The organism is Sulfitobacter sp. 1A12056 (genome assembly GCF_043558125.1).
Classification (GTDB): domain Bacteria; phylum Pseudomonadota; class Alphaproteobacteria; order Rhodobacterales; family Rhodobacteraceae; genus Sulfitobacter; species Sulfitobacter faviae.
The window spans coordinates 283606-309248 of the sequence record NZ_JBIFFY010000001.1; the positions used below are offsets into that span (position 1 = coordinate 283606).

Consider the following 25643-nt stretch of genomic DNA (forward strand, 5'->3'; position numbering starts at 1 on the left):
GATTGACGTTTGGACGACACTCAACGTAATTTGAATATGTGAATTGTTCAAGCGCGGCGGACCAGCGCGGCGCGGGCGGGGGATAACATGTTCGACATCACCTATGCAGGCGCGCTTTTCGCAGGGCTGCTCAGCTTCTTTACGCCCTGCATTCTGCCGATGGTGCCATTCTACCTCAGCTATATGGCGGGGCTCAGCGTGACCGAATTGCGCGGCGATGGTGCAATCGCGCCGGGGGCGCAGCGGCGCTTGGTGTTGTCTTCGCTGCTCTTCGCGCTTGGGGTCACGACGATCTTTGTTCTGCTCGGCATGGGTGCCACGGCTATCGGGCAGGTGTTCACCCAGTACCTTGAGCCGCTGAGCTGGGTGGCGGCCGCGATCCTGACGGTCTTTGGCCTGCACTTCCTCGGCGTGATCAAAGTGCCGCTGCTCTACCGCGAGGCGCGGCTGGAGGGGGGCGGCAAGCCCACTTCGGTCTGGGGCGCCTATGTCATGGGGTTGGCCTTCGGCTTTGGCTGGACACCCTGCGTCGGCCCCGCGCTGGCGGCGATCTTGATGATTGCCTCGGGCATGGGCGATATCGCCCGGGGCGGGCTGTTGCTGGCCGCCTATGGCGCGGGGATGACCGCGCCCTTCGTGGTGGCCGCACTTTTCGCCAAACCGTTTCTTAACTGGGCCGCGCGGCATATGGCGCTGGTGCAAAAGGTGGAAAAGGCGATGGGGGTGATGCTGATCCTCTTTGCCGTGCTGATCGTGACCGGCGGGGTGCAACTGATCGCGGATGCGATGATCCGTTGGTTCCCCAGCTTCACGACGCTAGGATAGACGCAACAATCAGGAGGAGGACGCCAAGATGATCGGATCAAGGATAGGGGCCGCGGTGGCGGCGGCGATGCTGGCCTGGCCTTTGGCCGCGGCGGAACTGGGCGACGACGGGCTGCACAAGACGCCCTGGATGCGCGACACCTTCAAAGACCTGCGTGAGGATCTGGAGGAGGCTAGGGGCGAGGACAAACGTCTGATGCTGATGTTCGAACAGCGCGGCTGCATCTATTGCACCAAGATGCACGAAGAGGTTTTTCCCACCCCCGAAATCGCCAATTACATCGAAGAGAATTATTTCGTTGTGCAGCTGAACCTGCATGGCGATATCGAGGTGACCGATTTCGACGGGGAGACGCTTTCGGAAAAGCAGATGGCGCGGAAATGGGGGATTCTTTTTACCCCGACGCTGATGTTCCTGCCCCATGAGGTGGCCGAAGACACGACCGCGCCGCAGGCGGCGGTGGCGGTGATGCCGGGGGCGTTCGGCAAGGGCACGACGCTCGATATACTCACTTGGGTGAACGAGGAACGCTACGCGCTCGACGGCGATGAGGATTTCCAACGCTACCACGCGCGGATGATCCAAGAGCGCAACAATGGCAGGACCGATTGACCGGGGAAAGCGGCGCCGCACGGGGAAAGCTATTCAAAAGTTTGAATTTGTTGTTGCGCCGCGCCGCATCCCTGTCTTAGGGTCAGGTAAACCGGATCACACATCACCGTGATCGGCACTGGGAGGAAGTTTTCGATGATGAGATGGATCGCCGCCGCAATTGTGTCGGGCGCGCCCGTTCTGGCCGCCGCTGAAACCGTGGCACCTGCCGACGTGACCTATGATGACTATGGTTCGGTTGAACAATCCCTGACCGGGACACCCGGGGATGCCGCCAAGGGTGCGGCCATCGTCGGCAGCAAGAAAGCGGGCAACTGCGTGGCCTGCCACCAGATCAGCGCGCTCAGCGAGGTTCCCTTTCAGGGTGAAATCGGTCCGATGCTCGACGGGGCTGGCGACCGCTGGAACGAGGCCGAGTTGCGCGGGATCGTAGCCAACAGCAAGATGACTTTCGAAGGCTCGATGATGCCTTCCTACTACAAGACCAGCGGCTATGTCCGCCCCGGCGACGGGTTCACCGGCAAGGCGGGGACCGAGCCTTTGCCGCCGCTGCTGGATGCGCAGCAAATCGAAGATGTCGTGGCCTTTCTGGCAACGCTCAAAGAAGAGTGACGCGGCCCGCCCGCCGCGCTGAGCAAGCGGTGGCGGGGGACCGGTGCAAGAATCGCGATCAGCGCATCGTGGAACGGAATGACGGCGCCCCACGCCGCAGACGAATAAGGAGATGAGAGATGAACTTCTCAAGACGTGAAACTCTGGGCCTCGGCCTTGGCGCCATGGCGCTGACCATCCTGCCGGTGGGGGCTTCGGCCGCCACGGTGGACGAACTGATCGCGGAATTCACCGGCGGGGCCGACATGGCCGACACCGGCGTGACCCTGACCGCGCCTGAAATTGCCGAGAATGGCAACACCGTGCCAATCTCGGTAGAGGCACCGGGCGCTTCGGCGATCATGGTGCTGGCTGCGGGCAACCCGACACCGCCCGTGGGCACCTTCAACTTCGGCCCGCTGGCGGGCAGCCGCAGCGCCTCCACCCGCATCCGGCTGGCGCAGACCCAAGACGTCATCGCCATCGCCAAGCTGGAAGACGGCACGTTCGCCCGCACCAGCGCAGAGATCAAAGTTACAATCGGTGGCTGCGGCGGCTAAGCCCGCGCGCCCCAAATCAGGAGTTTAGAAAATGGCAGAAGGTGTAACACCCCGCGTCAAAGTGCCGAAAAAGGCCGAGGCCGGCGAGGTCATCACGATCAAGACGCTGATCAGCCACCCGATGGAATCGGGCCAGCGCAAGGACAGCGACGGCAACGTCATCCCGCGTTCGATCATCAACCGCTTCACCGCCGAGTTCAACGGCGAGAACGTGATCGACGTGAAGATGGAACCGGCGATGTCGACCAACCCCTATTTCGAATTCGACGCCACCGTTCCGGAAGCGGGTGAGTTCAAATTCACGTGGTACGACGACGACGGTTCGGTCTACGAAGAAGTCAAATCCATCGCCATCGGCTGACCCATCGGGTCAGCCAAGCGGCGCATGGAACAGGGAGGAAAGACATGAAATTCAAGGCAATGACTGCTGTCGCGGCGCTTTTGGTGGCCGCACCCACGCTGGGGTCCGCCGATGAGGAGGCCGAGCTTGTCGTCAACGGCGAGATCGAGATGGTGACCAAGACCGATGCGCCTGCGCATCTCGGCGGCGCCTTGCCCGAGATCATGTCTGGCTGGCGTTTCCGCTCGGACGAGACGCAGCAGCTTCAAATGGACGACTTCGACAACTCGGGCATGATCTTCGTCGATCAGGCGCAGGCGGCTTGGGACACGGCAGAGGGCAGCGAGGGCAAGTCCTGCGCCTCCTGCCACAACGATGTCGAAACCTCGATGAAGGGGGTCCGCGCGGTCTACCCGAAGTGGAACGAGGACGCGGGCGAGGTGCGCACGCTGGCGCAGCAGATCAACGACTGCCGCGAGAACCAGATGGGCGCCGAGCCCTACAAGTACACCGGCAGCCAGATGACGGCGATGGAGGCGCTGATCTCGGTTCAGTCGCGCGGCATGCCGGTCAACGTGGCGATCGACGGCCCGGCCCAGAGCACATGGGAGCAGGGCAAGGAGATGTACTACACCCGCTACGGCCAGCTTGAGCTGAGCTGCGCCAATTGCCACGAGGACAACTACGGCAACATGATCCGGGCCGACCACCTGAGCCAGGGCCAAATCAACGGCTTCCCGGTCTACCGTCTGAAAAACACCAAGCTCAACAGCGCCCATGCGCGCTTCAAGGGCTGCGTGCGCGACACGCGGGCCGAGACATTCAGCCCCGGCAGCCCCGAGTTCGTGGCGCTGGAACTCTACGTCGCCAGCCGCGGCAACGGCCTGTCGGTCGAAGCACCCTCGGTGCGTAACTGATTTAATTTCCGGGCGTTTCGCCTGACCTGATCCCGCCCCCCGCATGGGGGCGGGGCCTTTCCCTGTTTTCAAGTGCTGGAGCGTAACATGCTGTCTCGCCGTGATTTTCTGCAAATGTCAATGGCCGCGGCCTCCATCTATGGCGGCTCGGGCTTCGGCAACTGGGCGCGGCTGGCGGCGCAGGACCGCTTTGATCAGGATGCGCTGCTGGAGTTCGAGAAGTTCGGCAATGTCACCCTGATGCATGTGACCGACATCCATGCGCAGCTGAAACCGATCTATTTCCGCGAGCCGTCGGTCAACATCGGCGTGGGCGAGAACCGCGGCAAGGTGCCCCATATCACCGGCGAGGATTTCCGCGTCCGCTACGGCATCGGCGGCGGCACGCCGTTGGATTATGCCCTGACCTACGACGATTTCGTGGCCCAAGCACAGGCCTACGGGAAGGTCGGCGGGCTCGACCGCGTGGCCACCGTGCTGAACGCCATCCGCGCCGACCGTCCCGACGCGCTGCTATTGGATGGCGGCGATACATGGCACGGCTCGATGACCTGTCTCAAGACCGAAGGGCAGGACATGGTTAACGTGATGAACGCGCTGAAGCCCGATGCGATGACCTTCCACTGGGAGTTCACCTTGGGCTCCGAACGGGTACATGAGATCGTCGAAGGGCTGCCCTTTGCCGCCCTCGGCCAGAACATTTTTGACCGTGAATGGGATGAGCCGGCGGAACTGTTTAAGCCCTACGAGTTCTTCGAGCGCGGCGGCGTGAAGATCGCCGTCATCGGGCAGGCCTTTCCCTATATGCCCATCGCCAACCCCGGCTGGATGTTCCCCGAATACTCCTTTGGCATCCGCGACGAGCATATGCAGCAGATGGTCGACGAGGTGCGCAGCAAAGGTGCTGAACTGGTCGTCTGTCTGAGCCACAACGGTTTCGACGTCGACAAGAAGATGGCCGGGATCGTCAAAGGGATCGACGTGATCCTCTCGGGCCACACCCATGACGCGCTGCCCGAACCGGTGCTGGTGGGCGAGACGCATATCATCGCCTCCGGCTCGAACGGGAAATTCGTCTCTCGCGTCGATCTGGACGTGCGCGACGGCAAGATGATGGGGCTGCGGCACAAGCTCATCCCAATCTTCTCGGACCTGATCACGCCGGACGCGGAGGTGGCCAAGCTGATCGATGCACAGCGCGCGCCCTTCCTTGAGGAACTGACCCATGTGGTGGGGCAGAGCGATGCGCTGCTCTACCGCCGCGGCAACTTCAACGGCACGTGGGACGACCTCATCTGCGATGCGCTGCTGAGCGAACGTGACGCCGAGATTGCGCTCAGCCCCGGGGTGCGTTGGGGGCCGTCAATCTTGCCCGGTCAGGACATTACGCGCGAGGATATCTTCAACGTCACCTCAATGACCTATCCCAATGCCTACCGCACGGAAATGACGGGCGAATTCCTGAAAGTCGTGCTGGAGGACGTGGGCGACAACCTGTTCAACCCCGATCCCTATTACCAGCAGGGCGGCGACATGGTGCGCGTCGGTGGCATGGGCTTCAAGATGGACATCGCCAAACCGCAGGGCGAGCGGATTAGCGAGATGACCTTGCTCAGCACCGGCGAGCCAATTGATCCGCAGCGCAGCTATGTCGTGGCCGGCTGGGCCTCGGTCAACGAGGGCACCGAAGGCCCGCCGATCTGGGACGTGGTGGAAAGCCATATCTCGAAACTGAACACCGTGGGCGAAGGCGCCCGGACCCCGGTGAAAATCGTTCTGCCAAAGTAAGAAAAATGAGAATAGGGGTTCTCACATAGACACAAATTCAATAAAATGAATTTGAATATGTGAGGGCCACGACATGACAGAAGAGAACCACAAGGGGCCATCGCGCCGTGCCTTTCTGACGGGGGCAGGGGCGGCGGCCGCGGGGACGCTGGCGGGCGGGGCCAGTGCCGCGCAAGCTGATCCGGGCATTGCGATCCATCCATGGATGCAGGAGTTGGGCGACGGCGTCGATGTCGCCCCCTACGGCATGCCCTCGCCGCATGAGGCAGACGTGAAGCGCCGCACCGTGGAATGGCTGACCGCCGACCCGGTGAGCTCGATCAACTTCACCCCGTTGCACGACCTCGACGGCACGATCACGCCCAACGGGCTGTGTTTCGAGCGGCACCATTCGGGCGTCGCAAAGGTGGACCCCGCCAAGCACCGGCTGATGATCAATGGGCTAGTTGACAAGCCGCTGGTGCTGACGATGGACGACCTGCACCGCTTCCCCCGCGAGAACCATGTCTATTTCCTCGAATGTGCCGCCAACTCCGGCATGGAATGGCGCGGCTCGCAGCTCAATGGCTGCCAGTTCACCCATGGTATGATCCACAACGTCCAATACACCGGCGTCCCGCTGCGGCTGGTGCTGGAGGAAGCGGGCGTGAAGCCCGAAGGCAAGTGGCTTCTGGCCGAGGGCGCGGATGCCGCGGCGATGAGCCGGTCGATCCCGATGGAAAAGGCGCTCGACGATTGCCTCGTGGCCTTCAAGATGAACGGCGAAGCGCTGCGCCCCGAACAGGGCTACCCGGTGCGCCTCGTTGTGCCGGGCTGGGAGGGCAACATGTGGGTCAAATGGCTGCGCCGGCTCGAAGTCGGCGACCGGCCTTGGCACCACCGCGAGGAGACCAGCAAATATACCGACCTCATGGCCGACGGTGTGGCGCGGCGGTTCACATGGGAGATGGACGCGAAGTCGGTCATCACCAGCCCCAGCCCGCAGGCGCCGATCACCCACGGCCCGGGGCCGACCGTTCTGACCGGCCTCGCGTGGTCGGGCCGCGGTACGATTCCGCGCGTGGATGTGACGCTCGACGGTGGCATCACGTGGCATCAGGCGCGGATGGACGGGCCGAGCACGCCAAAGGCGCTGCACCGCTTCTACTTCGACTTCGAATGGGACGGCAAACCCCTGCTGCTGCAAAGCCGTGCACATGACAGCACCGGCTACGTCCAGCCCACGAAGGACGCGCTGCGCGCGGTCCGGGGCGAGAATTCGATCTACCACAACAATGGCATCCAGACCTGGGCGGTCGATGCAGACGGAAAGGCCGAAAATGTCGAGATTTCTTAAAGCTGCCCTCCTGACCACCGCGCTAGCAAGCCCGCTGGCCGCCGAGCCTCTGGGGCTCGGCCGCGCCGCCACCCCCGAAGAGATCGCGCTGTGGGACATCGACGTGCGCCCTGACGGCACAGGTCTGCCCGAGGGCCGTGGCGACGTGATGACCGGGGATGAGATTTACACCGCGAAATGCGCCTCCTGCCACGGCGTCTTTGGCGAGGGCACGGGCCGTTGGCCGGTGCTTGCTGGCGGGCAGGGCAGCCTGACCGACATGCGCCCCGTCAAAACAATCGGAAGCTATTGGCCATACCTTTCAACGGTTTACGACTATGTGAACCGGGCGATGCCCTTCGGCGACGCACAGTCGCTGAGCGATGATGAGGTCTATGCGATCACAGCCTATCTGCTCTATCTCAATGACGAGGTGGATGAGGATTTCGTGCTCTCGTCAGAGAACTTCGCCGAGCTGCGCCTGCCGAATGAGGAGGCCTTCAAACCCGATGACCGGGCGGAGGTCGAGTTTGCGTCCTTCAAGCAAGAGCCCTGCATGAGCGATTGCAAACCCTCGGTCGAGATCACCATGCGCGCAGCCGTGCTGGACGTGACGCCCGAGGAGACCGCCGCCAAGGCCGCCGCCGAAGAGGCTAAGGCCGAAGAGGTCAAAGCTGCGGCGGAGCCTGCCCCCGAAGAGCCCCCCGCGCCGGTCGAGGTGGCCGAAGCCCCCGCCGCCGATCCCGCGCTGATCAAGGCCGGGGAGAAGGCGTTTCGCAAATGCAAATCCTGCCACCAGATCGGCGCCAAGGCGAAGAACCGTGTCGGCCCGATGCTGAACGGCATCGTGGATGGCCCGGCGGGTGCTGTCGATGGCTTCCGCTACTCCAAAGCCATGCAGGCCGCAGCGGCGGAGGGGTTGGTCTGGTCTCACGATGAGTTGAGCGCCTTTCTGGCGGACCCTAAGGGCTTCATGAAAGGCACTAAAATGTCGTTCCGGGGTGTGCGCAAGCCCGAGGATATCGACGCGTTGATCGCCTACCTGCGCGACGCGTCGGAGTGATCGGCGCGATTAGCGCAGACTGTCGTGCCTGCCCCCCTTGAACCCCCATACCGGGGGGACTAATCTCTGGGTAACAGTTTTGCGGGTATGGTCCCGCGAACAGGAACTGAGGCAGGCACGCATGAACGATCCGATCAACACCTATATGAACACGCTTGTCCCGATGGTGGTTGAGCAAACCAGCCGGGGCGAGCGGTCCTACGACATCTTCTCGCGTCTGCTGAAAGAGCGGATCATCTTCGTCAACGGCCCGATCCACAGCGGGATGAGCCATCTGGTCGTCGCCCAGCTGCTGCACCTTGAGGCAGAGAACCCCTCCAAGGAAATCAGCATGTACATCAACTCGCCCGGTGGCGAGGTAACGGCGGGCCTGTCGATTTACGACACGATGCAATACATCAAGCCCAAGGTCTCCACCCTGATCTGCGGCATGGCGGCCTCTATGGGGTCGGTCATCGCAATCGGCGGCGAAAAGGGCATGCGTTTCGCGCTGCCCAATGCCGAAGTGATGATCCACCAGCCCTCCGGTGGCTCGCAGGGCATGGCCGAAGATATCCTGATCTCGGCGCGGCACATCGAACGCACCCGTGAGCGGATGTATCAGCTCTATGTCAAACACTCCGGCCAGCCGCTGGAAACCGTTCAAAAAGCCCTCGACCGTGATCTGTGGATGACGCCAGAGGAAGCCAAGGAATGGGGCCATCTGGATGAGATCGTCGAAAGCCGTGGCAAGGCCGATGAAGCTGCCGCCGGTGGCAAGGACAAGAAAGACAAGTAATCGAAGGGGCCCGGCGCTGCATATTTTGCGATTGTAGCGCCGGGGTCACTGGCCTAAGCTTGAGGCCAAATCTCGCGGCCCCAAGACCGGGGCGGACATACACGACAGACCTGAAAGGTTTGAGATGGCGAATAATTCCGGCAACGACAGCAAAAATACGCTCTACTGTAGCTTCTGCGGCAAGAGCCAGCACGAGGTGCGCAAGCTGATTGCGGGGCCGACCGTGTTCATCTGCGACGAATGCGTCGAGCTGTGCATGGATATCATCCGAGAAGAGACCAAAGCCTCGGGCCTGAAGGCGACCGATGGCGTGCCCACGCCCCGCGACATCTGCGGCGTGCTGGACGACTATGTGATCGGTCAGGCGATGGCCAAGCGCGTGCTCTCGGTAGCGGTCCACAACCACTACAAACGGTTGAACCACGCCCAGAAGGGCGGCGATATAGAACTGGCGAAATCCAACATCTTGCTGATCGGCCCCACCGGCTGCGGCAAGACGCTGCTGGCGCAGACGCTGGCGCGCATCCTCGATGTGCCCTTCACCATGGCCGACGCGACCACGCTGACCGAAGCCGGCTATGTCGGCGAGGATGTGGAGAACATTATTCTCAAACTGTTGCAGGCGTCGGAATACAACGTCGAGCGGGCACAGCGCGGCATCGTCTACATCGACGAAGTCGACAAGATTACCCGCAAGTCGGAAAACCCCTCGATCACCCGCGATGTATCGGGTGAGGGCGTGCAGCAGGCGCTGCTGAAGCTGATGGAAGGCACCGTGGCCTCCGTGCCGCCGCAGGGCGGGCGCAAGCATCCGCAGCAGGAGTTCCTGCAGGTGGACACCACGAACATCCTCTTCATCTGCGGCGGTGCGTTTGCCGGTCTCGACAAGATCATCGCGCAGCGCGGCAAAGGCTCGGCCATGGGCTTTGGCGCCGATGTGCGTGACAATGACGCCCGCGGCATTGGTGAGATTTTCACCGACCTCGAACCCGAAGACCTGCTGAAGTTCGGTCTGATCCCGGAATTCGTGGGCCGTCTGCCGGTTCTGGCGACGCTCGAAGATCTGGATGAGGACGCTCTGGTCACCATCCTGACCGAGCCGAAGAACGCTCTGGTCAAGCAGTACCAGCGTCTGTTCGAATTGGAGGACACGCAGCTGACCTTCACCGATGACGCGCTGCAAGCCATCGCCAAACGCGCGATCGAGCGGAAGACCGGCGCGCGGGGCCTGCGCTCCATCCTCGAAGACATCCTGCTCGACACGATGTTCGAACTGCCGGGGCTGGAGACGGTGAGCGAAGTGGTCGTCAACGAGGAGGCCGTCACATCGGAGGCCAAGCCGCTGATGATCCACGCCGACAGCGAAAGCAAAGAACCAGCCAGCGCGGGCTAAGCGCGTAAGGCAAAGTCATAGGGGCGGGCCATCTGGTCCGCCCTTTTGCGTTTCAGGAGAGGGCTTTATGCAGCGCATTTTATCTGGCGGCATCTATGAGGGTAAGATCGGCTACAGCCGCGCTGTGGTGGCGGGGGGCATGGTCCATGTCTCGGGCACCGTGGGTGAGGGGGCAGAGGTGACAGCGCAATGCGCGGCGGCACTGGCAACGATCAAGGCGGCCTTGGCCGAGGCAGGCAGTGATTTCGCCCATGTGGTGCGCGTCACCTATATGCTGCCCGACGCGGCGGAGTTCGAAGCCTGCTGGCCGCTTCTACGCGCGGCCTTCGGCGCGCATCCACCCGCCGCGACGATGATCGAATGCGGGCTGATCGACCCGAAATACCGGATTGAGATCGAATGCACGGCCCTTTTGCGCGCGGCGGCAGAGGGCTGATTTTCAGCGACGAATCCTGCCGCGCGTGGAACCTCCTGCGCGGTGAGGCTGGACGCCAAAGCCTCCATGGTGCATATAACGGACAACAGGAACGGAGACCTCAATGGGCATTCTCAATTCACTTCTGCGCAGCGTTACTTGGTGGAACGGCCAGACGCTGAACACCCAGCTTTTCACTTGGCGCAAGGGCAGCAAGGTGGGCGAAGACGCGCAGGGCAACGTCTATTACCGCAACGCGGATGACAGCAAACGCTGGGTCATCTTCAACGGTGAGGCCGAGGCGAGCCGCGTGAGCCCCGATTGGCATGGCTGGCTGCACCGCACATGGGATGAGCCGCCGACCGACAAGCCGCTGGCGCATAAGCCTTGGGAAAAGGCCCATGTCGAGAATCGGACTGGCACCGCCATGGCCTATGCGCCCGCCGGGTCGCTGCGCCGCGCCGAACCTGTCGAGCGTAAGGATTATGAGGCTTGGCAGCCTGAATGATCGGTTGGCCGCGCCTTCCGCGCGGCCCCAAAGCTCACGCAATCCGGGTGGACCCATGAAAAAGCTTCTCTTGGCCGCGCTTGTGCTGGCCGCGCCGCTTCACGCTCAAGAGGGGGGGCAGGTCGCCAGCGCCTCGGGCGGCGTGTTGCGTGCCTTGGACAAGATTTCGGGCGACACGACCGATCTGGAGATCGCTAAGGGTGACCGCCTGACCTTGGGCAATTTGCAGATCTCCATGGTCGATTGCCGCTATCCGGCGGGGGATCCGGCGGCCAATGCCTATGCCGCGCTTGAGATCACCGAAAAGGGCAGCGACAGCGCCTTGTTCTCCGGTTGGATGATCGCCTCGGCCCCCGCGCTGCACGCGCTGGAGCATTTTCGCTATGACATCTGGGTCATGCGCTGCAGCACGTCCTGAAGACTGTCCAACTTAGGCGCGTTGAACCGCGCATTGCCGCGTTTCGCCACATCGAGCTGCGCGTGATATTCTGCCCGCGAAATCTCCACCGCCCCGAGAGAGGCGAGGTGATCGGTTAAAAACTGCGTATCGAACAGGGTGAACCCCGCGCGGCGCAGCCGATCCACCAGCGCTGCCAGCGCCATCTTTGACGCATTGGTCCGGCGTGAGAACATGCTCTCGCCAAAGAACGCGCGGCCCAGCGTCACGCCATAGACGCCGCCAACCAGCGCGTCACCGTCCCAAACCTCAAGCGAATGGGCGTAGCCCGCGCGGTGCAACGCAGTGTAGAGCGCGGTGATCTCGGCATTGATCCATGTGTCTTCGCGGTCGGCACAACCGGCGACGACAGCTTGGAAATCACGGTTGATCGTGTGGTGAAAGGGGCTGCGCCGGATGGCGCGGGCCAGAGAGCGCGAGATGTGGAAACCATTGAGCGGCATCACCCCACGGCGCCGCGGATCGACCCAGAAAATTTCCGGGTCGTCGCGGTGTTCCGCCATGGGGAAAATCCCGATGGAATAGCCGTGGAGCAGGATCTCTGGCGTCAGATCCGACATGTCATGTCAGCCGTCGCCGAGGTTGGTTTCCAACCAATGCTCCAGCCAGTGGATGTTGTAGCCACCCGACTGGATGTCCTCTTCGGCCAGAAGCGCGTGGAAGAGCGGCACCGTGGTGTCCACGCCGTCCACGATCAACTCGCCCAAAGCGCGGCCTAGACGCGCGAGCGCTTCGGGCCGGTCGCGGCCGTGCACGATGAGCTTGCCGATCAGGCTGTCGTAGAACGGCGGGATCGAATAGCCGTCGTAGAGCGCCGAATCCATCCGCACGCCAAGACCGCCGGGGGCGTGGTACTGCGTGATCTTGCCCGGGCAGGGTGCGAAGTTCGGCAGTTTCTCGGCGTTGATGCGCACCTCGATGGCATGGCCGTTGATCTGCAGATCGTCCTGCGTGAAGGACATCGGCAGCCCTTCGGCCACCCGAATCTGCTCGCGGACCAAATCGACACCGAAAATCGCCTCGGTCACCGGGTGTTCCACCTGCAGGCGGGTGTTCATTTCGATGAAATAGAACTCGCCGTTCTCGTAAAGGAACTCGATGGTGCCCGCGCCGATGTAGTTGATATTGGCCACGGCGTCGGCACAGACCTTGCCGATGCGCGCGCGCTCTTCCTCGGTGATCGAGGGGCCGGGGGCCTCCTCAAACACCTTCTGGTGGCGGCGCTGGAGCGAGCAGTCGCGCTCGCCCAGATGCACGGCGTTGCCCTTGCCGTCACCAAAGACCTGAATCTCGATGTGACGCGGGGTGGTGAGGTATTTCTCGATATAGACTTCGTCGTTGCCGAAGTTCGACTTGCCCTCGGCGCGTGCGGTTTGGAAGGCTTTTTCCATGTCCTTGGCGGTCTGGGCGACTTTCATGCCCTTGCCGCCGCCACCTGCTGTGGCCTTGATGATAACCGGATAGCCGATTTCCTCACCGATGCGCTTGGCCTCTTCCAGCGAAGTGACCCCGCCGTCGGAGCCGGGCACGCAAGGCACGCCGAGCTTTTTCATCGTGTCCTTGGCGGTGATCTTGTCGCCCATGACGCGGATGTGCTCGGCGGTGGGGCCGATGAAGGTCAGACCATGGTCTTCGATCACCTGCACGAAGTTGGCGTTTTCCGACAGGAACCCATAACCGGGGTGAATCGCCTCGGCGCCGGTGATCTCGCAGGCCGCGATGATCGCGGGGATCGAGAGGTAGGATTGGGTCGAGGAGGGAGGGCCGATGCAGACGGATTCGTCGGCCATGCGCACATGCATCGCGTCGCTGTCGGCAGTGGAATGCACCGCGACCGTCTGGATGCCCATCTCGCGGGCCGCGCGGATGACGCGCAGCGCGATCTCTCCCCGGTTGGCGACTAGGATTTTGCTGAACATGTCCGGCCCTTATTCCAGAATGACCAGCGGGGCGCCGAATTCGACCGCATCACCGTCGCCGACGAGGATGCGTTTGACGGTGCCGGCGCGGGGGGCGGGAATGTGGTTCATGGTCTTCATCGCCTCGACGATCAGCAGCGTGTCGCCTTCGGAGACCGACGCACCAACGGTGATGAACGCGGGCGCACCCGGCTCACCTTGCAGGTAAACGGTGCCGACCATGGGCGATGTGACAGCACCAGGGTGATCCGCCGGATCGGCGTCGGCAGCAGGCGCCGGAGCGGCAGGCGCGGCAGCGGCGGGGGCCGGTGCGGCGGCAGGCGCGGGGGCGGCTTGGTACTGCTGCTGGGGGGCGGCCATGACCTGCTGCGGGGGCTTGCGGCTGACGCGCACGTTCAGACTGTCGTCCTCGGCATAGTCGCGTTTCACCTGAAGCTCGGTCAGGTCGTTTTCGTTCAGCAGCTCGGCGAGGGCCTTGATGAAGGCCACGTCAGCGTCATGGGTTTTGTTTGTCATTGGATCCTCGAAGATTTCGACAGGCCTGCAGCCCGTCGCTGCGCGATTGATTGGCACGCTTATAGGGCATGGGCAAAGCCATGAAAAGCCAACTGTTGTCTAGGGGGTAGGATCGGTTTTTTGTCGCGCAAAGCGGTCCGGGGCGCGAGAAAGAGGCTGTGCCTCAGCCGCGCGCGCCGGACCTGAGTGACCTTAGGTCAGATCGCGAGGTATTCTGCGCGCAGTTCCGCGTTGTCCAGCACCTCGGCGGCGGTGCCGTCAAAGACCACGCCGCCGGTGTCGAGGATCACCGCCCGGTCGGCCAGTTTCAGCGCCCGCACCGCGTTTTGTTCGACCAGAATCGTGGTGATGCCCTGCGCCTTGATCAGCCCCAGTGTCTTTTCGATCTCATCCACGATCACCGGCGCCAGCCCTTCGTAGGGTTCATCGAGTAGCAACACCTTGATGTCACGGGCCAAAGCGCGGGCGATGGCGAGCATCTGCTGCTCCCCGCCGGAGAGGGTCACCCCCTCTTGATGGCGCCGTTCGCGCAGGCGGGGGAAGAGGTCATAGAGCCGGTCGAGCGACCAGCCGATGGGCGGGGCGATCTGGGCGAGCTTGAGGTTCTCTTCGACCGTGAGGCCGGAAATGATGCGGCGGTCTTCGGGCACCAGTGCCAGCCCCGCGGCAGAGGCTTGGTGGCTGGCCATATTATGCAGCGGCTGATGGTCGAGCCAGACCTCGCCGCGTTTCAGCTCAGGGTCGCTCACCCGCGCGATGGCCCGCAGGGTCGAGGTTTTGCCCGCCCCGTTGCGGCCCAGCAGGGCGAGAATCTCCCCTTCATGGACGTTAAAGCTCACCCCCTGCACGATGTAGCTTTCGCCGTAATAGGCGTGAATGTCCCAGACCGAGAGGAAGGCGGGGGCGGTTTGGGCGTGGTTGGCGTTTTTGTCGAGCGTGCTGGTGGTCATATGCTGTCCTAGATCTGCGGCAAAGGGAGGGGGTCAGGCGGCGTCTTGGCTTTCGCCGAGATAGGCTTCGCGCACCTTGGGGTGGCCCTTGATCCGGTCGGGCGTGTCTTCGACCAGCGGCGTGCCTTGGGCCAGCACGGTAATCCGCTCGGCCAGTGAAAAGACGACATGCATGTCGTGTTCGATGATGGCGATGGTGATGTCGCGCTCGTCCTTGATCTGTTTGAGCAGGTCGATGGTGTTGTTGGTGTCGGCCCGTGCCATCCCGGCGGTCGGTTCGTCCAAAAGCAGCAGACGGGGGTCTTGGGCGAGACACATGGCGATCTCCAACCGCCGTTTGTCCCCGCGCGACATGGAGGCTGCGGGCATGTGCCGTTTGTCAATCATACGCATGTCGCGCAGCATTTCCTCGGCCTTGTCGATCATGTCGCGCTGGCCCACGACCCGCGACCAGCCGTTCAGTTGAAACGCCCCGTCGCGTTTGGCAAGGCAGGGGATCAGCATATTCTCCATCACCGTCAGATCACCAAAGATCTCGGGCGTTTGGAACACGCGGGAAATGCCCATCTGGTTGATCTCATAGGGTTTGCGCCCCAGCACCGACTGCCCGTCGAACATGACAGAGCCGGTATCGGGGATGAGCTTGCCCACCAGACAGTTCAGCAGCGTGGATTTGCCCGCCCCATTGGGGCCGATGATCGCATGGACGGAGTTCTCCGCCACGCTGAGGTTTACATCGCTCAGCGCCTGCAACCCGCCAAAGCGCTTGCCGACATTTTTGACTTCGAGAATGGCCATGATGTCTCTCCTATTCCGCGGCTTCGCTGCGCTGTTGGGCGGCATCGGCCTCGACCGAGCCTGCGTTCTTGTCCCGGCGGCGGAAGACCCGTCCCAGACGTTGCCCGCCCTCGACCAGCCCACCGGGCAGGAAGATCACGACCAGCATGAACAGCAGGCCAAGCGTCAGGTGCCAGCCCTTGCCGACGAAGGGGTGAATGATGGCGACCATCGCGTCTTCGATCCCGTCGGGCATGAAGGCGAACCAGCCGTGCAGCACGTTGTCGTTGATCTTGGCGAAGATGTTCTCGAAATACTTGATGAAGCCCGCGCCCAGCACCGGGCCGATGAGCGTGCCCGCGCCGCCAAGGATCGTCATCAGCACCACCTCGCCGGAGGCGGTCCACTGCATCCGTTCGGCCCCCGCCAGCGGGTCCATCGCCGCCAGCAGACCGCCCGCCAGCCCGGCATACATGCCCGAGATGACAAAGGCCGCCAGCGTGTAGGGCCGCGTGTTCAATCCGGTGTAGTTCATCCGCTGCTGGTTCGATTTCACCGCCCGCAGCATCATGCCAAAGGGCGAGCGGAAGATGCGGATCGCCAGATAGAAGGCGAGGATCAGGAAGACCGCGCAGAAGTAGTAGCCGACCGAGAAGGTGAAGCTCCAGCCGCCGAAGAAAAGTGTCGTCGAGGAGTTCATCGCGGCACCGAAGAGATTCGGGAACGAAGGCGCGTCGACGGATTGGAGGTACTGCGGATCGGAGGTGTAGATCTGCAACCCCGTCTCACCATTGGTGATCGGCGTCAGCACTGAATAGGCGAGGTTGAAGGACATCTGCGCGAAGGCCAGCGTCAGGATTGAAAAGTAGATGCCCGAGCGCCGCAGGCTGATGTAGCCGATCAGTGCGGAGAAAAGCCCCGCCATGATGACGGCCAGCACCAGCGCGGGCACGACGTTGTAGCTGAGCAGTTTGAACATCCAGACAGCAGAGTAGGAACCGACCCCCAGAAAGGCCGCATGGCCGAAGGAGAGATAGCCGGTCAGGCCAAAGAGGATGTTGAACCCAATGGCAAAGATGCCAAAGATCACAAAGCGTTGCATCAGGTCGGGGTAGCCCGCGTTGAACTGTGCAAGGCCCGAATCCGCCGGAAAGGGGTTGAGGATGAAGGGGGCGAAGAGCGTGAGAACGATCACAACCCCCAAAAGAAGCGTATCGCGTTTTTCCAGTCCGAACATGTCTTATTCCTCCATCACGCCGCGGCGTCCCATCAGACCGCGCGGACGGACCAGCAGGATCACGATGGCAACGACGTAGATGATGATCTGGTCGATACCGTAGATGATGCTTTTGATTTCATTCATGGACGCGAGGCTCTCGAGGATACCCAAAAGGAACCCCGCCAGCACCGCGCCCGGCAGCGAGCCCATGCCGCCGACCACAACGACGACAAAGCTCAGTACCAGAAAGTCCATGCCCATGTGATAATTGGGCGAGTTGATCGGCGCGTACATCACGCCCGCAAGCCCCGCCACGGCGGCAGCAATGCCGAACATGATGGTAAAGCGGCGGTCGATGTCGATGCCCAGAAGGCCCACGGTCTCACGATCTGCCATGCCGGCGCGGACCACCATGCCGAAGGTGGTGAATTGCAAGAAAGCAAAGACAGCGGCGATGATGAGTGTGGAAAAGCCAAAGTAGACCAAGCGCCAATAGGGGTAGGCCAAAGACGTGTCCAAGCCCAAGAGCGGCGCGAAATCGAAGCTGCCGACAAAGGCCTCGGGCGCAGGTGTGGGGATTGGGTTGGCGCCGTAGAAATATTTGACGACTTCCTGCAAAACGATGGCGAGGCCGAAGGTCACGAGGATCTGATCCGCATGGGGGCGCTTGTAGAAATGTTTGATCAGCCCGCGTTCCATGATGAAGCCGATAAGCAGCATCACCGGAATCGCAAAGAGGATCGCCAGTGGCACCGACCAATCAATGATCGCCTGTCCCGTTTCCGGCCCGAACCACTGTTCGACATAGGGGGTTTTGACCTTCAGCGGATTGCCGAGGAAATCCTTCTTGGTCTCGTCGATGGTCTCGACGCTGAGCGTCAGAATGCGTTGCAGCGTGACTGAACAGAAGGCCCCGATCATGAAGAGCGCCCCATGGGCGAAATTGACCACGCCAAGGGTGCCGAAGATCAGCGTCAGCCCGAGCGCAATGAGCGCATAGGCCGAGCCTTTGTCGAGGCCGTTGAGTATTTGCAGAAGGATTGCGTCCATGGTCCCCACCTGTAAGGGAAGCGTTTACAAGCGGCTTGGCCGCTTGCAGCGATAAAAAGGGCGCGCAGGATCAGGCCCGCGCGCCATCTGATGTCAGCGGATCACGCGCCGGGGTTGCATTTGCCCAGATCACCGCCCGCGAACATCGGGTGATCGGGGGCATATTCGACCTGTGCACGCGGCGTCTGCTCGACGATCTCCAGCGTGTCGTATTCGCTGGTCGGGTTCTCTGCCCCCTTCATCACGAGCACGTCTTTGAAGCACTGGTGATCGTCGGCACGGTAGAGCGTGGGCCCGTTGCCCAGCCCGTCGAACTCATAACCCTCAAGCGCCTCGACCACGGCGCAGGGGTTAAACGAGCCCGCCCGTTCCACCGCATCGGCATAGAGCAGGGTCTGCACGTAGCAGGTATGCGCGGAGTTCGACGGCGGCCGGCCATATTTCTCACCAAAGGATTTGGTGAAGGCTTTGGAGCCTTCGTCTTGCAGCTGCCAGTTCCAGTTCATTGAGCCGATCACGCCCTGCACGTTGGCCCCGGCACCGGCGGCCATCAGTTCGGAGTAGAGCGGCACGACGATCTCGAATTTCTTGCCATTGACCTGTTTGTCGAGCAGGCCGAACTGCACCGCGTTGGTGAGCGAGTTCACCATGTTGCCGCCGTAGTGGTTCAGCACCAGCACATCGGCGCCCGAGTTCAGCACCGGCGCGATATAGGAGGAGAAATCGGTCGAGGCGAGCGGCGTCAGCACGTTCTCCACGGTTTCCCAGCCCATCGCCTCGGTCGCGGCGGCGATGGATTCCTGCTGGGTCCAGCCCCAGTTGTAATCCGCCGTCAGGTGATAGGCGCGACGCTCAGATCCATAGGCGTTCTTGAGCACCGGGGCGAGAGCGGCGGCGGACATATAGGCGTTGAAGAAATGCCGGAAGCCATTGGCCTTGCGGTCTTTACCGGTGGTGTCATTGGCGTGGGTGAGACCCGCCATGAAGATCACGCCCGCCGATTGGCAAAGGTCCTGCACCGCCACGGCCACGCCCGAGGACGAGCCGCCGTTGATCATCACCGCGCCGTCTTTTTCGATCATCGACTTGGCGCTGGCGCGGGCGGCGTCGGATTTCGTTTGGGTGTCGCCGGTGACATATTCGACCTTCTTGCCCAGAATACCGTTCCCTTTCAGCGCCTTGGAGCTGAAGGTGTTCATCATGCCGCCGTCGCCCCCGCCATTGAGGTGTTCGACCGCAAGCTCTTGCGCGCGCAGCTCATCCAGACCTTCTTCGGCATAGGGGCCGGTCTGGGGCACGTTGAAGCCAAGCGTCACGGTGCTGCCCGTGGGGGCATTGGTAAAGCCCGCGTGATTTTCCGCGCGCAGATAGGTCGGCAGCGCCAACCCTGCACCGGCAACCGCGCCGGTCTGGATCAGCCCGCGGCGTGTCAGTTTTGTAAACGACATGAAGTCCTCCCATTTTTGTAAGTCGCAGCAGCGGAACCTCCCCCCGATGCCACAACACGCAATAGTGCAAAGAAACTATGGCGCGGAAAATGAAAACCGATCAATAAGGCGCTTGATCGAAACGATTTTTTTGTAAATATATTCGCAATCGCATCGGCGGCCCTGTAAAGAATATGATATTGCGGCGCAGAAAGACCTTGAAACAACGGGCGAAACATCCGGCCGGGCCGTCCCATGCGTGAGGGTCTGACCGGCAGCCGTATCCGTGAGCGGCGCGTGATGGCGGGGCTGAAACAGGCCGAGCTTGCGCAGCAAAGCGGCATCTCGGCCAGCTATCTCAACCTCATCGAGCACAATCGGCGCAGAATCGGCGGCAAGCTCTTGCTCAACATCGCCCATGCGCTTGGGGTCGAGCCGCAGGCGTTGACCGAAGGGGCCGAAGCCGCGCTGATTGCCACCCTGCGCGAGGCGGCAGAGGATGCGGGGCTAACCGGACCAGAGAGCGACCGGGCGGATGAATTCGCGGGGCGGTTTCCGGGCTGGGCCAAGGTGCTGGCCAACAGCCAGCGCCGCATCGCGGCATTGGAGCAGACGGTCGAGGCGCTCTCGGACCGTTTGGCCCATGACCCGCAGCTTGCCACCTCCATGCATGAGCTATTGAGTACCGCCGCGGCGATCCGGTCGACTGCCGCGATTCTGGCAGAAACGGACAGTTTGCAAGCGGAATGGCGCGATAGGTTTCACGCCAATATCCACCAAGACAGCCGCCGCCTATCTGACAGTGCGCAGGCGCTGGTGACCTATTTCGACAATGCCGCCGAGACCCGCGAGGTGGCCCATTCGCCCCAGGCAGAGGTTGAAAGTTTCCTCGCCGCGCATGACTACCGCTTCGACCCTTTGGAAGAGGCGCGCGCCCCGCAGGCGGCGATTGCGGCGCTGGTCGAACAGGCCGATACGCTCAAGACTAAGGCCGCGCAGCATATCGCGACGGGCGTGTTGCAACAGATCGCCCGCGATGCGGCGGCGCTGCCTTTGGCGCGGCTGGAGCGGGCGGCGGGGGAGATGGGTCACGATCCTGCCGAATTGGCTCAGGCACTCGACCAGCCGATGGGCCGGGTGCTGCGGCGCTTGGCGTCACTGCCCGAGCTTGGCGCGGGGCTGGTGGTCTGTGACCGTTCTGGCAGCGTGACATTCGCCAAGTCGATCGAAGGGTTCACCGTGCCGCGCTTTGGCGCCTGCTGCCCGCTTTGGTCGCTCTTCGCGGTGCAGGGGCAGCCGGGACTGGTCATGAAATCCCGCGTCATGCAGATGGGGCGCGGGCAGGCGGAGTTCGAGGCGATTGCCACTTGCGAAGTGCAAGCTGCGGCTGCCTATAACACGCCGCCGCTCAGCCAATCGGTCATGTTGCTCTTGCCGGTGCCCTCGGGGGCGGCGCCTGCGCAGCCGGTGGGGGCGACCTGTCGCATTTGCCCGGTCGAAGGATGCCGCGCGCGGCGCGAGCCTTCGATCCTGCGCGAGGGGATCTGAGGCCGCGCGGAAGGCAGTTTTTGACAGGGCTGGCAAACCGATGCATGCTCCCCCCGGTGCGCGAGACCCCGCAGCAAGACGGGGCCGCCGCACACCGAGGGGGGAGACTTTTTGCCGATGAGCAAACTCGTAGTTCTGGTGGAGGACGAGGTGAATATCGCCGAAGCCATCCGCTTTTTGCTGAGCCAAGAGGGTTGGCGCGTGGAGACGCTTGCCAATGGATCGGGCGCGGTGGATGTGATCCGCAAGGCAGCGCCCGATCTGGTGATGCTTGACGTGATGCTGCCTGGCAAGAGCGGGTTCGAGATACTCGATGAGTTGCGCGGTGACCCCGAAACCGGCGCGTTGCCGGTGCTGATGCTGACCGCGCGGGGCCAAAGCCGGGACCGCGCCATGGCGGAAAAGGCGGGTGTCAGCCGCTTCATGACCAAGCCGTTCTCAAATGCCGAGATGCTGGACGCGGTGCGCGACCTGATCGCCAGTTGACCCGCCATGCCCCGTAGGCCGATCTTTTTGGAAAAACGCGGCTACCGTCAGCGGCGCATGATGGATGCGGTGCGGTTGCTGCCGTTTCTGGGAATGATGCTGTGGATGGTGCCGCTGCTTTGGCCCGTGCCAGCGGGCAGTACGGACCCCACCGCACCGACCATCCCGATGAGCGTGGCGCTGCGCTATCTCTTTGGGGTCTGGGCGTTGCTGATCTTGGGGACATGGGCGCTCTGGCGGCGGACCCGGGATGTGGCCTCGGGTGAGGATGCAGCACAGCCGGACGGGCCGCGCTGATGGTATCGCTCAACCAGTTGGTGGCGGTCTGCCTGATGTATGTGGCGGGGCTGTTCATCGTGGCCTTCGCCGCCGAACGCGCGGCCCTGCGCGGGCAGGGCGGCTGGCTGCTGCGCTCGCCACTGGTCTATACCCTGTCGCTGTCGATCTATTGCACCGCTTGGACCTTTTACGGCGCGGTGGGATATGCGGCGCGCTCGGGGCTGGAATATGTGACGATCTACCTCGGCCCTTCGCTGGTGATGATCGGCTGGTGGTGGGGGCTGCGGCGTTTGGTGCGGATCGGGCGAAGCCATCGCGTCACCTCGATCGCCGACCTGATTTCATCGCGCTACGGCAAGTCCAACACGCTGGCGATCGTCGTGACGGTGATGGCCGTGATCGGTGTGACGCCCTATATCGCGCTGCAATTGCAATCGGTTATCCTGTCGCTGTCAATCTTTGCCGCCGCCGACGTGCCGCTGGCCGAGGCGGAAGGCGATGTGATCAACCGGGGGCAGGCGGCGCTTTGGGTCGCGGCGGGGCTGACGCTCTTTACCGTGCTTTTCGGCACCCGGAACCTGAATGTAAACGAACGGCATCATGGCGTGGTCATCGCCATCGCGGTGGAGGCGGTGGTTAAGCTCTTGGCGCTGGTGGCGGTGGGGGTTTACGTCATCTGGGGGCTGGCCGGGGGCTTGAGCGAGACCTTGGCGCGGATCGACGCCTCCGACATCGGCCAATGGCAAGTGCAGGGCAGCCGTTGGGCCGCGTTGACCGTGCTTTCGGGGGCCGCGCTTTTGTGCCTGCCGCGCATGTTTCAGGTCATGGTGGTCGAGAACGACGACGAGCGGCAGTTGCAAATCGCAAGCTGGGCCTTCCCGCTGTACCTGATGCTGATGAGCCTTTTCGTCGTGCCCATCGCGGTGGTGGGACTGGACCTGATGCCCGAAGGCGCGAACCCCGATCTTTTCGTGTTGAGCCTGCCGCTCAGCCAAGGGCAAAACGGGCTGGCGATGCTGTCTTTCTTGGGCGGTTTCTCGTCGGCGACTTCGATGGTGATCGTCGCCACGCTGGCGCTGTCGACCATGGTGAGCAACCATATCGTCATGCCGATCTGGCTGGCGCTGCGCCGCGATGGGGCGACGCAGTCTGGGGATGTGCGCAATATCGTCATCCTTGCGCGGCGGCTGTCGATTTTCTGCGTGGTGGGCTTGGGTTATCTCTACTATCGGGCCTCAGGCGGCAGCGGGGCGCTGGCCGCGATTGGCACGATTTCCTTCGGCGGGGTGGCGCAGTTTCTGCCCGCGATGCTGGGCGGGGTGCTCTGGCGCGGGGCAACGCGGACCGGCGCGCTTTGCGGGCTGGGCACGGGCTTTGTGCTTTGGGTCTTTACCATGCTGCTGCCCAGCTTTGGCGCGGATGTGGCCCTGTCGAGTGCGACCTTGGAGCAGGGGCTTTGGGGGCTCGCTTGGCTGCGCCCCGAGGCGCTTTTCGGCATCGCGGGGATCGACCCGACGGTGCATGCGGTGGTCTGGAGCCTCGCGCTCAACACGCTGGTTTTCGTCGTCGTCTCCCTCTTCAGCTTCCCCACACCGTTGGAGCGGCTTCAGGGCGCGCAATTCGTCAATGTCTTTGACCATTCCGGCCCGGCGCGGGGCTGGACAGCATCCGTCGCGGGTAGCGAAGACTTGATGATCATGGCGCAGCGCATCTTGGGCGCAACGGAGGCGCAGGCGTTTTTCACACGCGAGGCAGAACGGCAGGGGCAGGGGCAACGTCTGCCCGAGCCCACGCCACGATTCGTGCAAGCGCTGGAGCGGGAGTTGGCGGCCTCAGTCGGGGCGGCCACGGCCCATGCGATGGTGGCGCAGATCGTCGGCGGGGCCTCGGTCTCGGTCCAAGACCTCTTGGCTGTGGCCGACGAATCCGCGCAGATGCTGGAGTATTCCAGCCAGTTGGAAGCCAAGTCGCGCGAGTTGACCGAGACGGCAGCGCAGCTGCGCGCGGCCAATGAGAAGCTGACGCAGTTGTCGCTGCAAAAGGATAGTTTCCTCAGCCAGATCAGCCACGAATTGCGCACGCCGATGACCTCGATCCGCTCGTTTTCCGAGATCCTGCGCGATGCGCCCGGCCTCACGGACGCCGACAAGAACCGCTATGCCACGATCATCCATAGCGAGACGATCCGTCTGACGCGGCTATTGGATGATCTGTTGGACCTGTCGGTGCTGGAGAACGGGCAGGTGACGCTGAACCAGCGCGAAGGCAACCTACGCGATCTGTTGGAACTGGCGGTGACCACGGCGCAGGCGGGGGCCACGCGGCCGCTCAAGGTGCTGCGCGATCCGCAGGCCGAGGATATTGTGCTGACCAGCGATCTCGACCGGCTGGTGCAGGTCTTTATCAACCTCGTCACCAACGCCCGCAAATACTGCGCTGCGGATGACCCGCAACTGCTGATCACGCCGCGGGTGACGGCGCAGGGGCTGGTGATTGATTTCGTCGACAACGGCCATGGGATCGACGCGGGGTCGGAGGCGCTGATTTTCGAGAAGTTCTCGCGCATCACGGGGGAGGGCGATGGCGCGGGGCTTGGCCTTGCCATCTGCCGTGAAATCATGTGCCGCTTGGGCGGAGAGATCAGCTTCCTGCGGGATGTGCCCGGCACGGCCTTCCGGGTTCAACTGCCCGCCCGTGCTCTGACCGCAGCGGCGTAGGACACCGGCCCCCAAGGGGACCGGCAGAGACCTCAGGTATAGCTTTGCCCCAGCATGGGGCGCATGTTTTCAAGGTCATAGCCACCCTGACGCGCCGCTTCGATGATCGCGTCGCTGTCCATCTCACCGGCTTGGCCCAAGGCCCAAGCGATGGTCGAACGGGTGCCAGAGGCGCAATAGGCCAGCACGGTGTCATCGGTCTCCACGCCGAGGGCGCGGTTCTTGGCGATGACGTCAGGCGTCATGGTCTGGTGGGTCAGCGGCTGTTCGGCAAAGGCAATCCCCGCGGCCTCGGCCGCTTCGCGCATGGCGGCGGCCTGATGGCTGGGGGGCACTTCCGCGTCGGGGCGGTTGCACAGGATGCGGGTGATGCCTTGGGCGCGCAGGCTTTCCATGTCACCGGGCTCGATCTGCGGGGCGACGAAATAGCGGGGGGTGATTTGGCGAATATCCATGGGCCGATTTAAGCAGATGCGGCGGCCCTGTCCAGCACCGCCGGGGCGGGCCGTTCAAACGCGCCGATCAGCCCAGCGAAATCCCGAGGATCACCAGCATCAGACCGATCACGGACAGAAACAGCGCGCCCATATTCAGCGGCACGACTTTGCGCAGCACCACGCGCATCTCCTCATCGTCGAGCTGCGCGCGTTTTGCACGGCTCACCTTGATGATGCACCAGCCCAGACCGAGCAATCCCAAAAGGGACAGACCTGCGCCGCCCCAGACCATGAGATCGAAAATAGATGTGTTTGCGCTTTCCATGGCGGCAGAGCTACGCCAAACCGCCAAGGGGGGCAAGTCCCGCTTGCGGGCTGGGCGTGCAGCCTGTAGTCAAACCCGCCAGAGCCAGCCATTCCGTGAGGACTTCCCATGAGCGATACCAGCACCAATCCCGATGTCGTCGAATCCCAAGGCGATGCGACCTACCGGGTCACCGCCAATGAGCTGCGCCAGTTCGTCGAGCGGATCGAGCGTTTGGACGCCGAGAAGAAAGACCTTGCCGAACAGCAAAAAGAGGTGATGGCCGAAGCGAAATCGCGCGGTTACGACACCAAGGTGCTGCGCAAGGTGATCGCCCTGCGCAAGCGCGACAAGGACGACATCGCCGAAGAAGAAGCGGTGATGGAAATGTACAAAGAAGCCTTGGGCATGTGAGCGCCCTGCCGCGGCGGGACTGAATTTTCCGCGCGGC

29 protein-coding genes are annotated in these 25643 nt (G+C 62.7%); 19 read left to right on the forward strand and 10 right to left on the reverse strand.

Annotation, left to right across the window (positions count from 1 at the left end):
• The first annotated feature begins 87 nt into the window (after positions 1-87).
• From ACGYLD_RS01365 to ACGYLD_RS01430, 14 genes are all read left to right on the forward strand, one after another.
• Complete coding sequence (locus ACGYLD_RS01365) at positions 88-825, forward strand: cytochrome c biogenesis CcdA family protein (RefSeq protein WP_276153900.1); 738 nt, start codon at positions 88-90, stop codon at positions 823-825.
• A 28-nt stretch (positions 826-853) separates the two neighbouring features.
• A complete protein-coding gene (locus ACGYLD_RS01370) occupies positions 854-1438 on the forward strand; it encodes a thioredoxin family protein (protein WP_271691557.1) in 585 nt (194 codons plus the stop codon).
• A gap of 135 nt (positions 1439-1573) precedes the next feature.
• Positions 1574-2050, forward strand: a complete 477-nt coding sequence (soxX, locus tag ACGYLD_RS01375) for a sulfur oxidation c-type cytochrome SoxX (RefSeq protein WP_394374194.1) — start codon at positions 1574-1576, stop codon at positions 2048-2050.
• A gap of 119 nt (positions 2051-2169) precedes the next feature.
• Complete coding sequence (gene soxY / locus ACGYLD_RS01380; protein WP_168613463.1) at positions 2170-2589, forward strand: thiosulfate oxidation carrier protein SoxY; 420 nt, start codon at positions 2170-2172, stop codon at positions 2587-2589.
• 31 nt (positions 2590-2620) lie between these two features.
• Positions 2621-2950, forward strand: a complete 330-nt coding sequence (gene soxZ, locus ACGYLD_RS01385) for a thiosulfate oxidation carrier complex protein SoxZ (protein ID WP_168613464.1) — start codon at positions 2621-2623, stop codon at positions 2948-2950.
• Between the two features lie 44 nt (positions 2951-2994).
• Positions 2995-3846: a sulfur oxidation c-type cytochrome SoxA gene (soxA, locus tag ACGYLD_RS01390; protein WP_271691555.1), complete on the forward strand. Its 852-nt coding sequence runs from the start codon at positions 2995-2997 to the stop codon at positions 3844-3846.
• An 87-nt stretch (positions 3847-3933) separates the two neighbouring features.
• Positions 3934-5634 carry a thiosulfohydrolase SoxB gene (soxB, locus tag ACGYLD_RS01395; protein ID WP_394400748.1) on the forward strand — a complete coding sequence of 567 codons (1701 nt, stop codon included), beginning with the start codon at positions 3934-3936 and terminating at the stop codon, positions 5632-5634.
• 73 nt (positions 5635-5707) lie between these two features.
• A complete protein-coding gene (gene soxC / locus ACGYLD_RS01400; RefSeq protein ID WP_394400751.1) occupies positions 5708-6970 on the forward strand; it encodes a sulfite dehydrogenase in 1263 nt (420 codons plus the stop codon).
• Complete coding sequence (locus ACGYLD_RS01405) at positions 6954-8012, forward strand: c-type cytochrome (protein ID WP_394400753.1); 1059 nt, start codon at positions 6954-6956, stop codon at positions 8010-8012. The genes soxC and ACGYLD_RS01405 overlap by 17 nt, the downstream gene beginning before the upstream one ends.
• A gap of 121 nt (positions 8013-8133) precedes the next feature.
• Entirely contained in the window at positions 8134-8790 is a 657-nt protein-coding gene (locus ACGYLD_RS01410; RefSeq protein WP_067267539.1) for an ATP-dependent Clp protease proteolytic subunit, read from the forward strand.
• 124 nt (positions 8791-8914) lie between these two features.
• Positions 8915-10183: an ATP-dependent Clp protease ATP-binding subunit ClpX gene (gene clpX, locus ACGYLD_RS01415; RefSeq protein ID WP_271689851.1), complete on the forward strand. Its 1269-nt coding sequence runs from the start codon at positions 8915-8917 to the stop codon at positions 10181-10183.
• A gap of 67 nt (positions 10184-10250) precedes the next feature.
• Entirely contained in the window at positions 10251-10619 is a 369-nt protein-coding gene (locus ACGYLD_RS01420) for a Rid family hydrolase (RefSeq protein ID WP_394400756.1), read from the forward strand.
• A 103-nt stretch (positions 10620-10722) separates the two neighbouring features.
• The gene (locus tag ACGYLD_RS01425) at positions 10723-11106 is read left to right on the forward strand and encodes an NADH:ubiquinone oxidoreductase subunit NDUFA12 (RefSeq protein ID WP_067267544.1); all 384 of its coding nucleotides are present in this window, start codon (positions 10723-10725) and stop codon (positions 11104-11106) included.
• A 55-nt stretch (positions 11107-11161) separates the two neighbouring features.
• Positions 11162-11524 carry a DUF2155 domain-containing protein gene (locus ACGYLD_RS01430; RefSeq protein ID WP_271689853.1) on the forward strand — a complete coding sequence of 121 codons (363 nt, stop codon included), beginning with the start codon at positions 11162-11164 and terminating at the stop codon, positions 11522-11524.
• Here ACGYLD_RS01430 and aat read toward each other — a convergent pair.
• The 8 genes from aat to ACGYLD_RS01470 all read right to left on the reverse strand — a co-directional run bounded on the left by aat (position 11488) and on the right by ACGYLD_RS01470 (position 19442).
• Positions 11488-12123 (reverse strand): leucyl/phenylalanyl-tRNA--protein transferase, encoded by a 636-nt coding sequence (aat, locus tag ACGYLD_RS01435; protein ID WP_271691550.1) that lies wholly within the window; start codon positions 12121-12123, stop codon positions 11488-11490. The two genes, ACGYLD_RS01430 and aat, sit on opposite strands and share 37 nt — an antisense overlap.
• A 6-nt stretch (positions 12124-12129) precedes the next feature.
• Positions 12130-13482, reverse strand: a complete 1353-nt coding sequence (gene accC, locus ACGYLD_RS01440; protein ID WP_271691549.1) for an acetyl-CoA carboxylase biotin carboxylase subunit — start codon at positions 13480-13482, stop codon at positions 12130-12132.
• Positions 13483-13491: 9 nt separating this feature from the next.
• The gene (gene accB, locus ACGYLD_RS01445) at positions 13492-13998 is read right to left on the reverse strand and encodes an acetyl-CoA carboxylase biotin carboxyl carrier protein (RefSeq protein ID WP_271691548.1); all 507 of its coding nucleotides are present in this window, start codon (positions 13996-13998) and stop codon (positions 13492-13494) included.
• Positions 13999-14195: 197 nt separating this feature from the next.
• Positions 14196-14948 (reverse strand): ABC transporter ATP-binding protein, encoded by a 753-nt coding sequence (locus tag ACGYLD_RS01450; protein WP_067261816.1) that lies wholly within the window; start codon positions 14946-14948, stop codon positions 14196-14198.
• A 33-nt stretch (positions 14949-14981) separates the two neighbouring features.
• On the reverse strand, positions 14982-15746 hold the full coding sequence (locus ACGYLD_RS01455; protein ID WP_067261818.1) for an ABC transporter ATP-binding protein: 765 nt from the start codon (positions 15744-15746) through the stop codon (positions 14982-14984).
• Positions 15747-15756: 10 nt separating this feature from the next.
• Positions 15757-16962, reverse strand: a complete 1206-nt coding sequence (locus ACGYLD_RS01460) for a branched-chain amino acid ABC transporter permease (RefSeq protein ID WP_271691547.1) — start codon at positions 16960-16962, stop codon at positions 15757-15759.
• A gap of 3 nt (positions 16963-16965) precedes the next feature.
• On the reverse strand, positions 16966-17994 hold the full coding sequence (locus tag ACGYLD_RS01465; protein ID WP_271689857.1) for a branched-chain amino acid ABC transporter permease: 1029 nt from the start codon (positions 17992-17994) through the stop codon (positions 16966-16968).
• A 101-nt stretch (positions 17995-18095) separates the two neighbouring features.
• Positions 18096-19442: a substrate-binding protein gene (locus tag ACGYLD_RS01470; RefSeq protein ID WP_067261823.1), complete on the reverse strand. Its 1347-nt coding sequence runs from the start codon at positions 19440-19442 to the stop codon at positions 18096-18098.
• Positions 19443-19676: 234 nt separating this feature from the next.
• Here ACGYLD_RS01470 and ACGYLD_RS01475 point away from each other — a divergent pair, with 234 nt between their 5' ends.
• The 4 genes from ACGYLD_RS01475 (at position 19677) to ACGYLD_RS01490 (ending at position 24451) form a co-directional block, all read left to right on the forward strand.
• Positions 19677-20969 (forward strand): helix-turn-helix transcriptional regulator, encoded by a 1293-nt coding sequence (locus ACGYLD_RS01475; RefSeq protein WP_271691546.1) that lies wholly within the window; start codon positions 19677-19679, stop codon positions 20967-20969.
• Positions 20970-21086: 117 nt separating this feature from the next.
• Positions 21087-21455, forward strand: coding sequence for a response regulator transcription factor (locus ACGYLD_RS01480; RefSeq protein ID WP_271691545.1), 369 nt, complete (start codon positions 21087-21089; stop codon positions 21453-21455).
• Positions 21456-21461: 6 nt separating this feature from the next.
• On the forward strand, positions 21462-21752 hold the full coding sequence (locus ACGYLD_RS01485; protein WP_168612592.1) for a hypothetical protein: 291 nt from the start codon (positions 21462-21464) through the stop codon (positions 21750-21752).
• The gene (locus ACGYLD_RS01490; protein ID WP_394400763.1) at positions 21752-24451 is read left to right on the forward strand and encodes an ATP-binding protein; all 2700 of its coding nucleotides are present in this window, start codon (positions 21752-21754) and stop codon (positions 24449-24451) included. Before ACGYLD_RS01485 ends, ACGYLD_RS01490 begins: the two co-directional genes overlap by 1 nt.
• Positions 24452-24483: 32 nt before the next feature.
• On the opposite strand, the gene ACGYLD_RS01495 is transcribed toward ACGYLD_RS01490, so the two are convergent.
• Both ACGYLD_RS01495 and ACGYLD_RS01500 read right to left on the reverse strand, forming a co-directional pair.
• Positions 24484-24906: a TIGR01244 family sulfur transferase gene (locus ACGYLD_RS01495; protein WP_271689862.1), complete on the reverse strand. Its 423-nt coding sequence runs from the start codon at positions 24904-24906 to the stop codon at positions 24484-24486.
• Positions 24907-24973: 67 nt separating this feature from the next.
• Positions 24974-25213 (reverse strand): hypothetical protein, encoded by a 240-nt coding sequence (locus ACGYLD_RS01500; RefSeq protein ID WP_168612596.1) that lies wholly within the window; start codon positions 25211-25213, stop codon positions 24974-24976.
• Between the two features lie 108 nt (positions 25214-25321).
• Between ACGYLD_RS01500 and ACGYLD_RS01505 the strand changes: the two genes are divergently transcribed.
• Positions 25322-25606, forward strand: coding sequence for a DUF2312 domain-containing protein (locus ACGYLD_RS01505; protein WP_067261835.1), 285 nt, complete (start codon positions 25322-25324; stop codon positions 25604-25606).
• Positions 25607-25643: the final 37 nt, after the last annotated feature.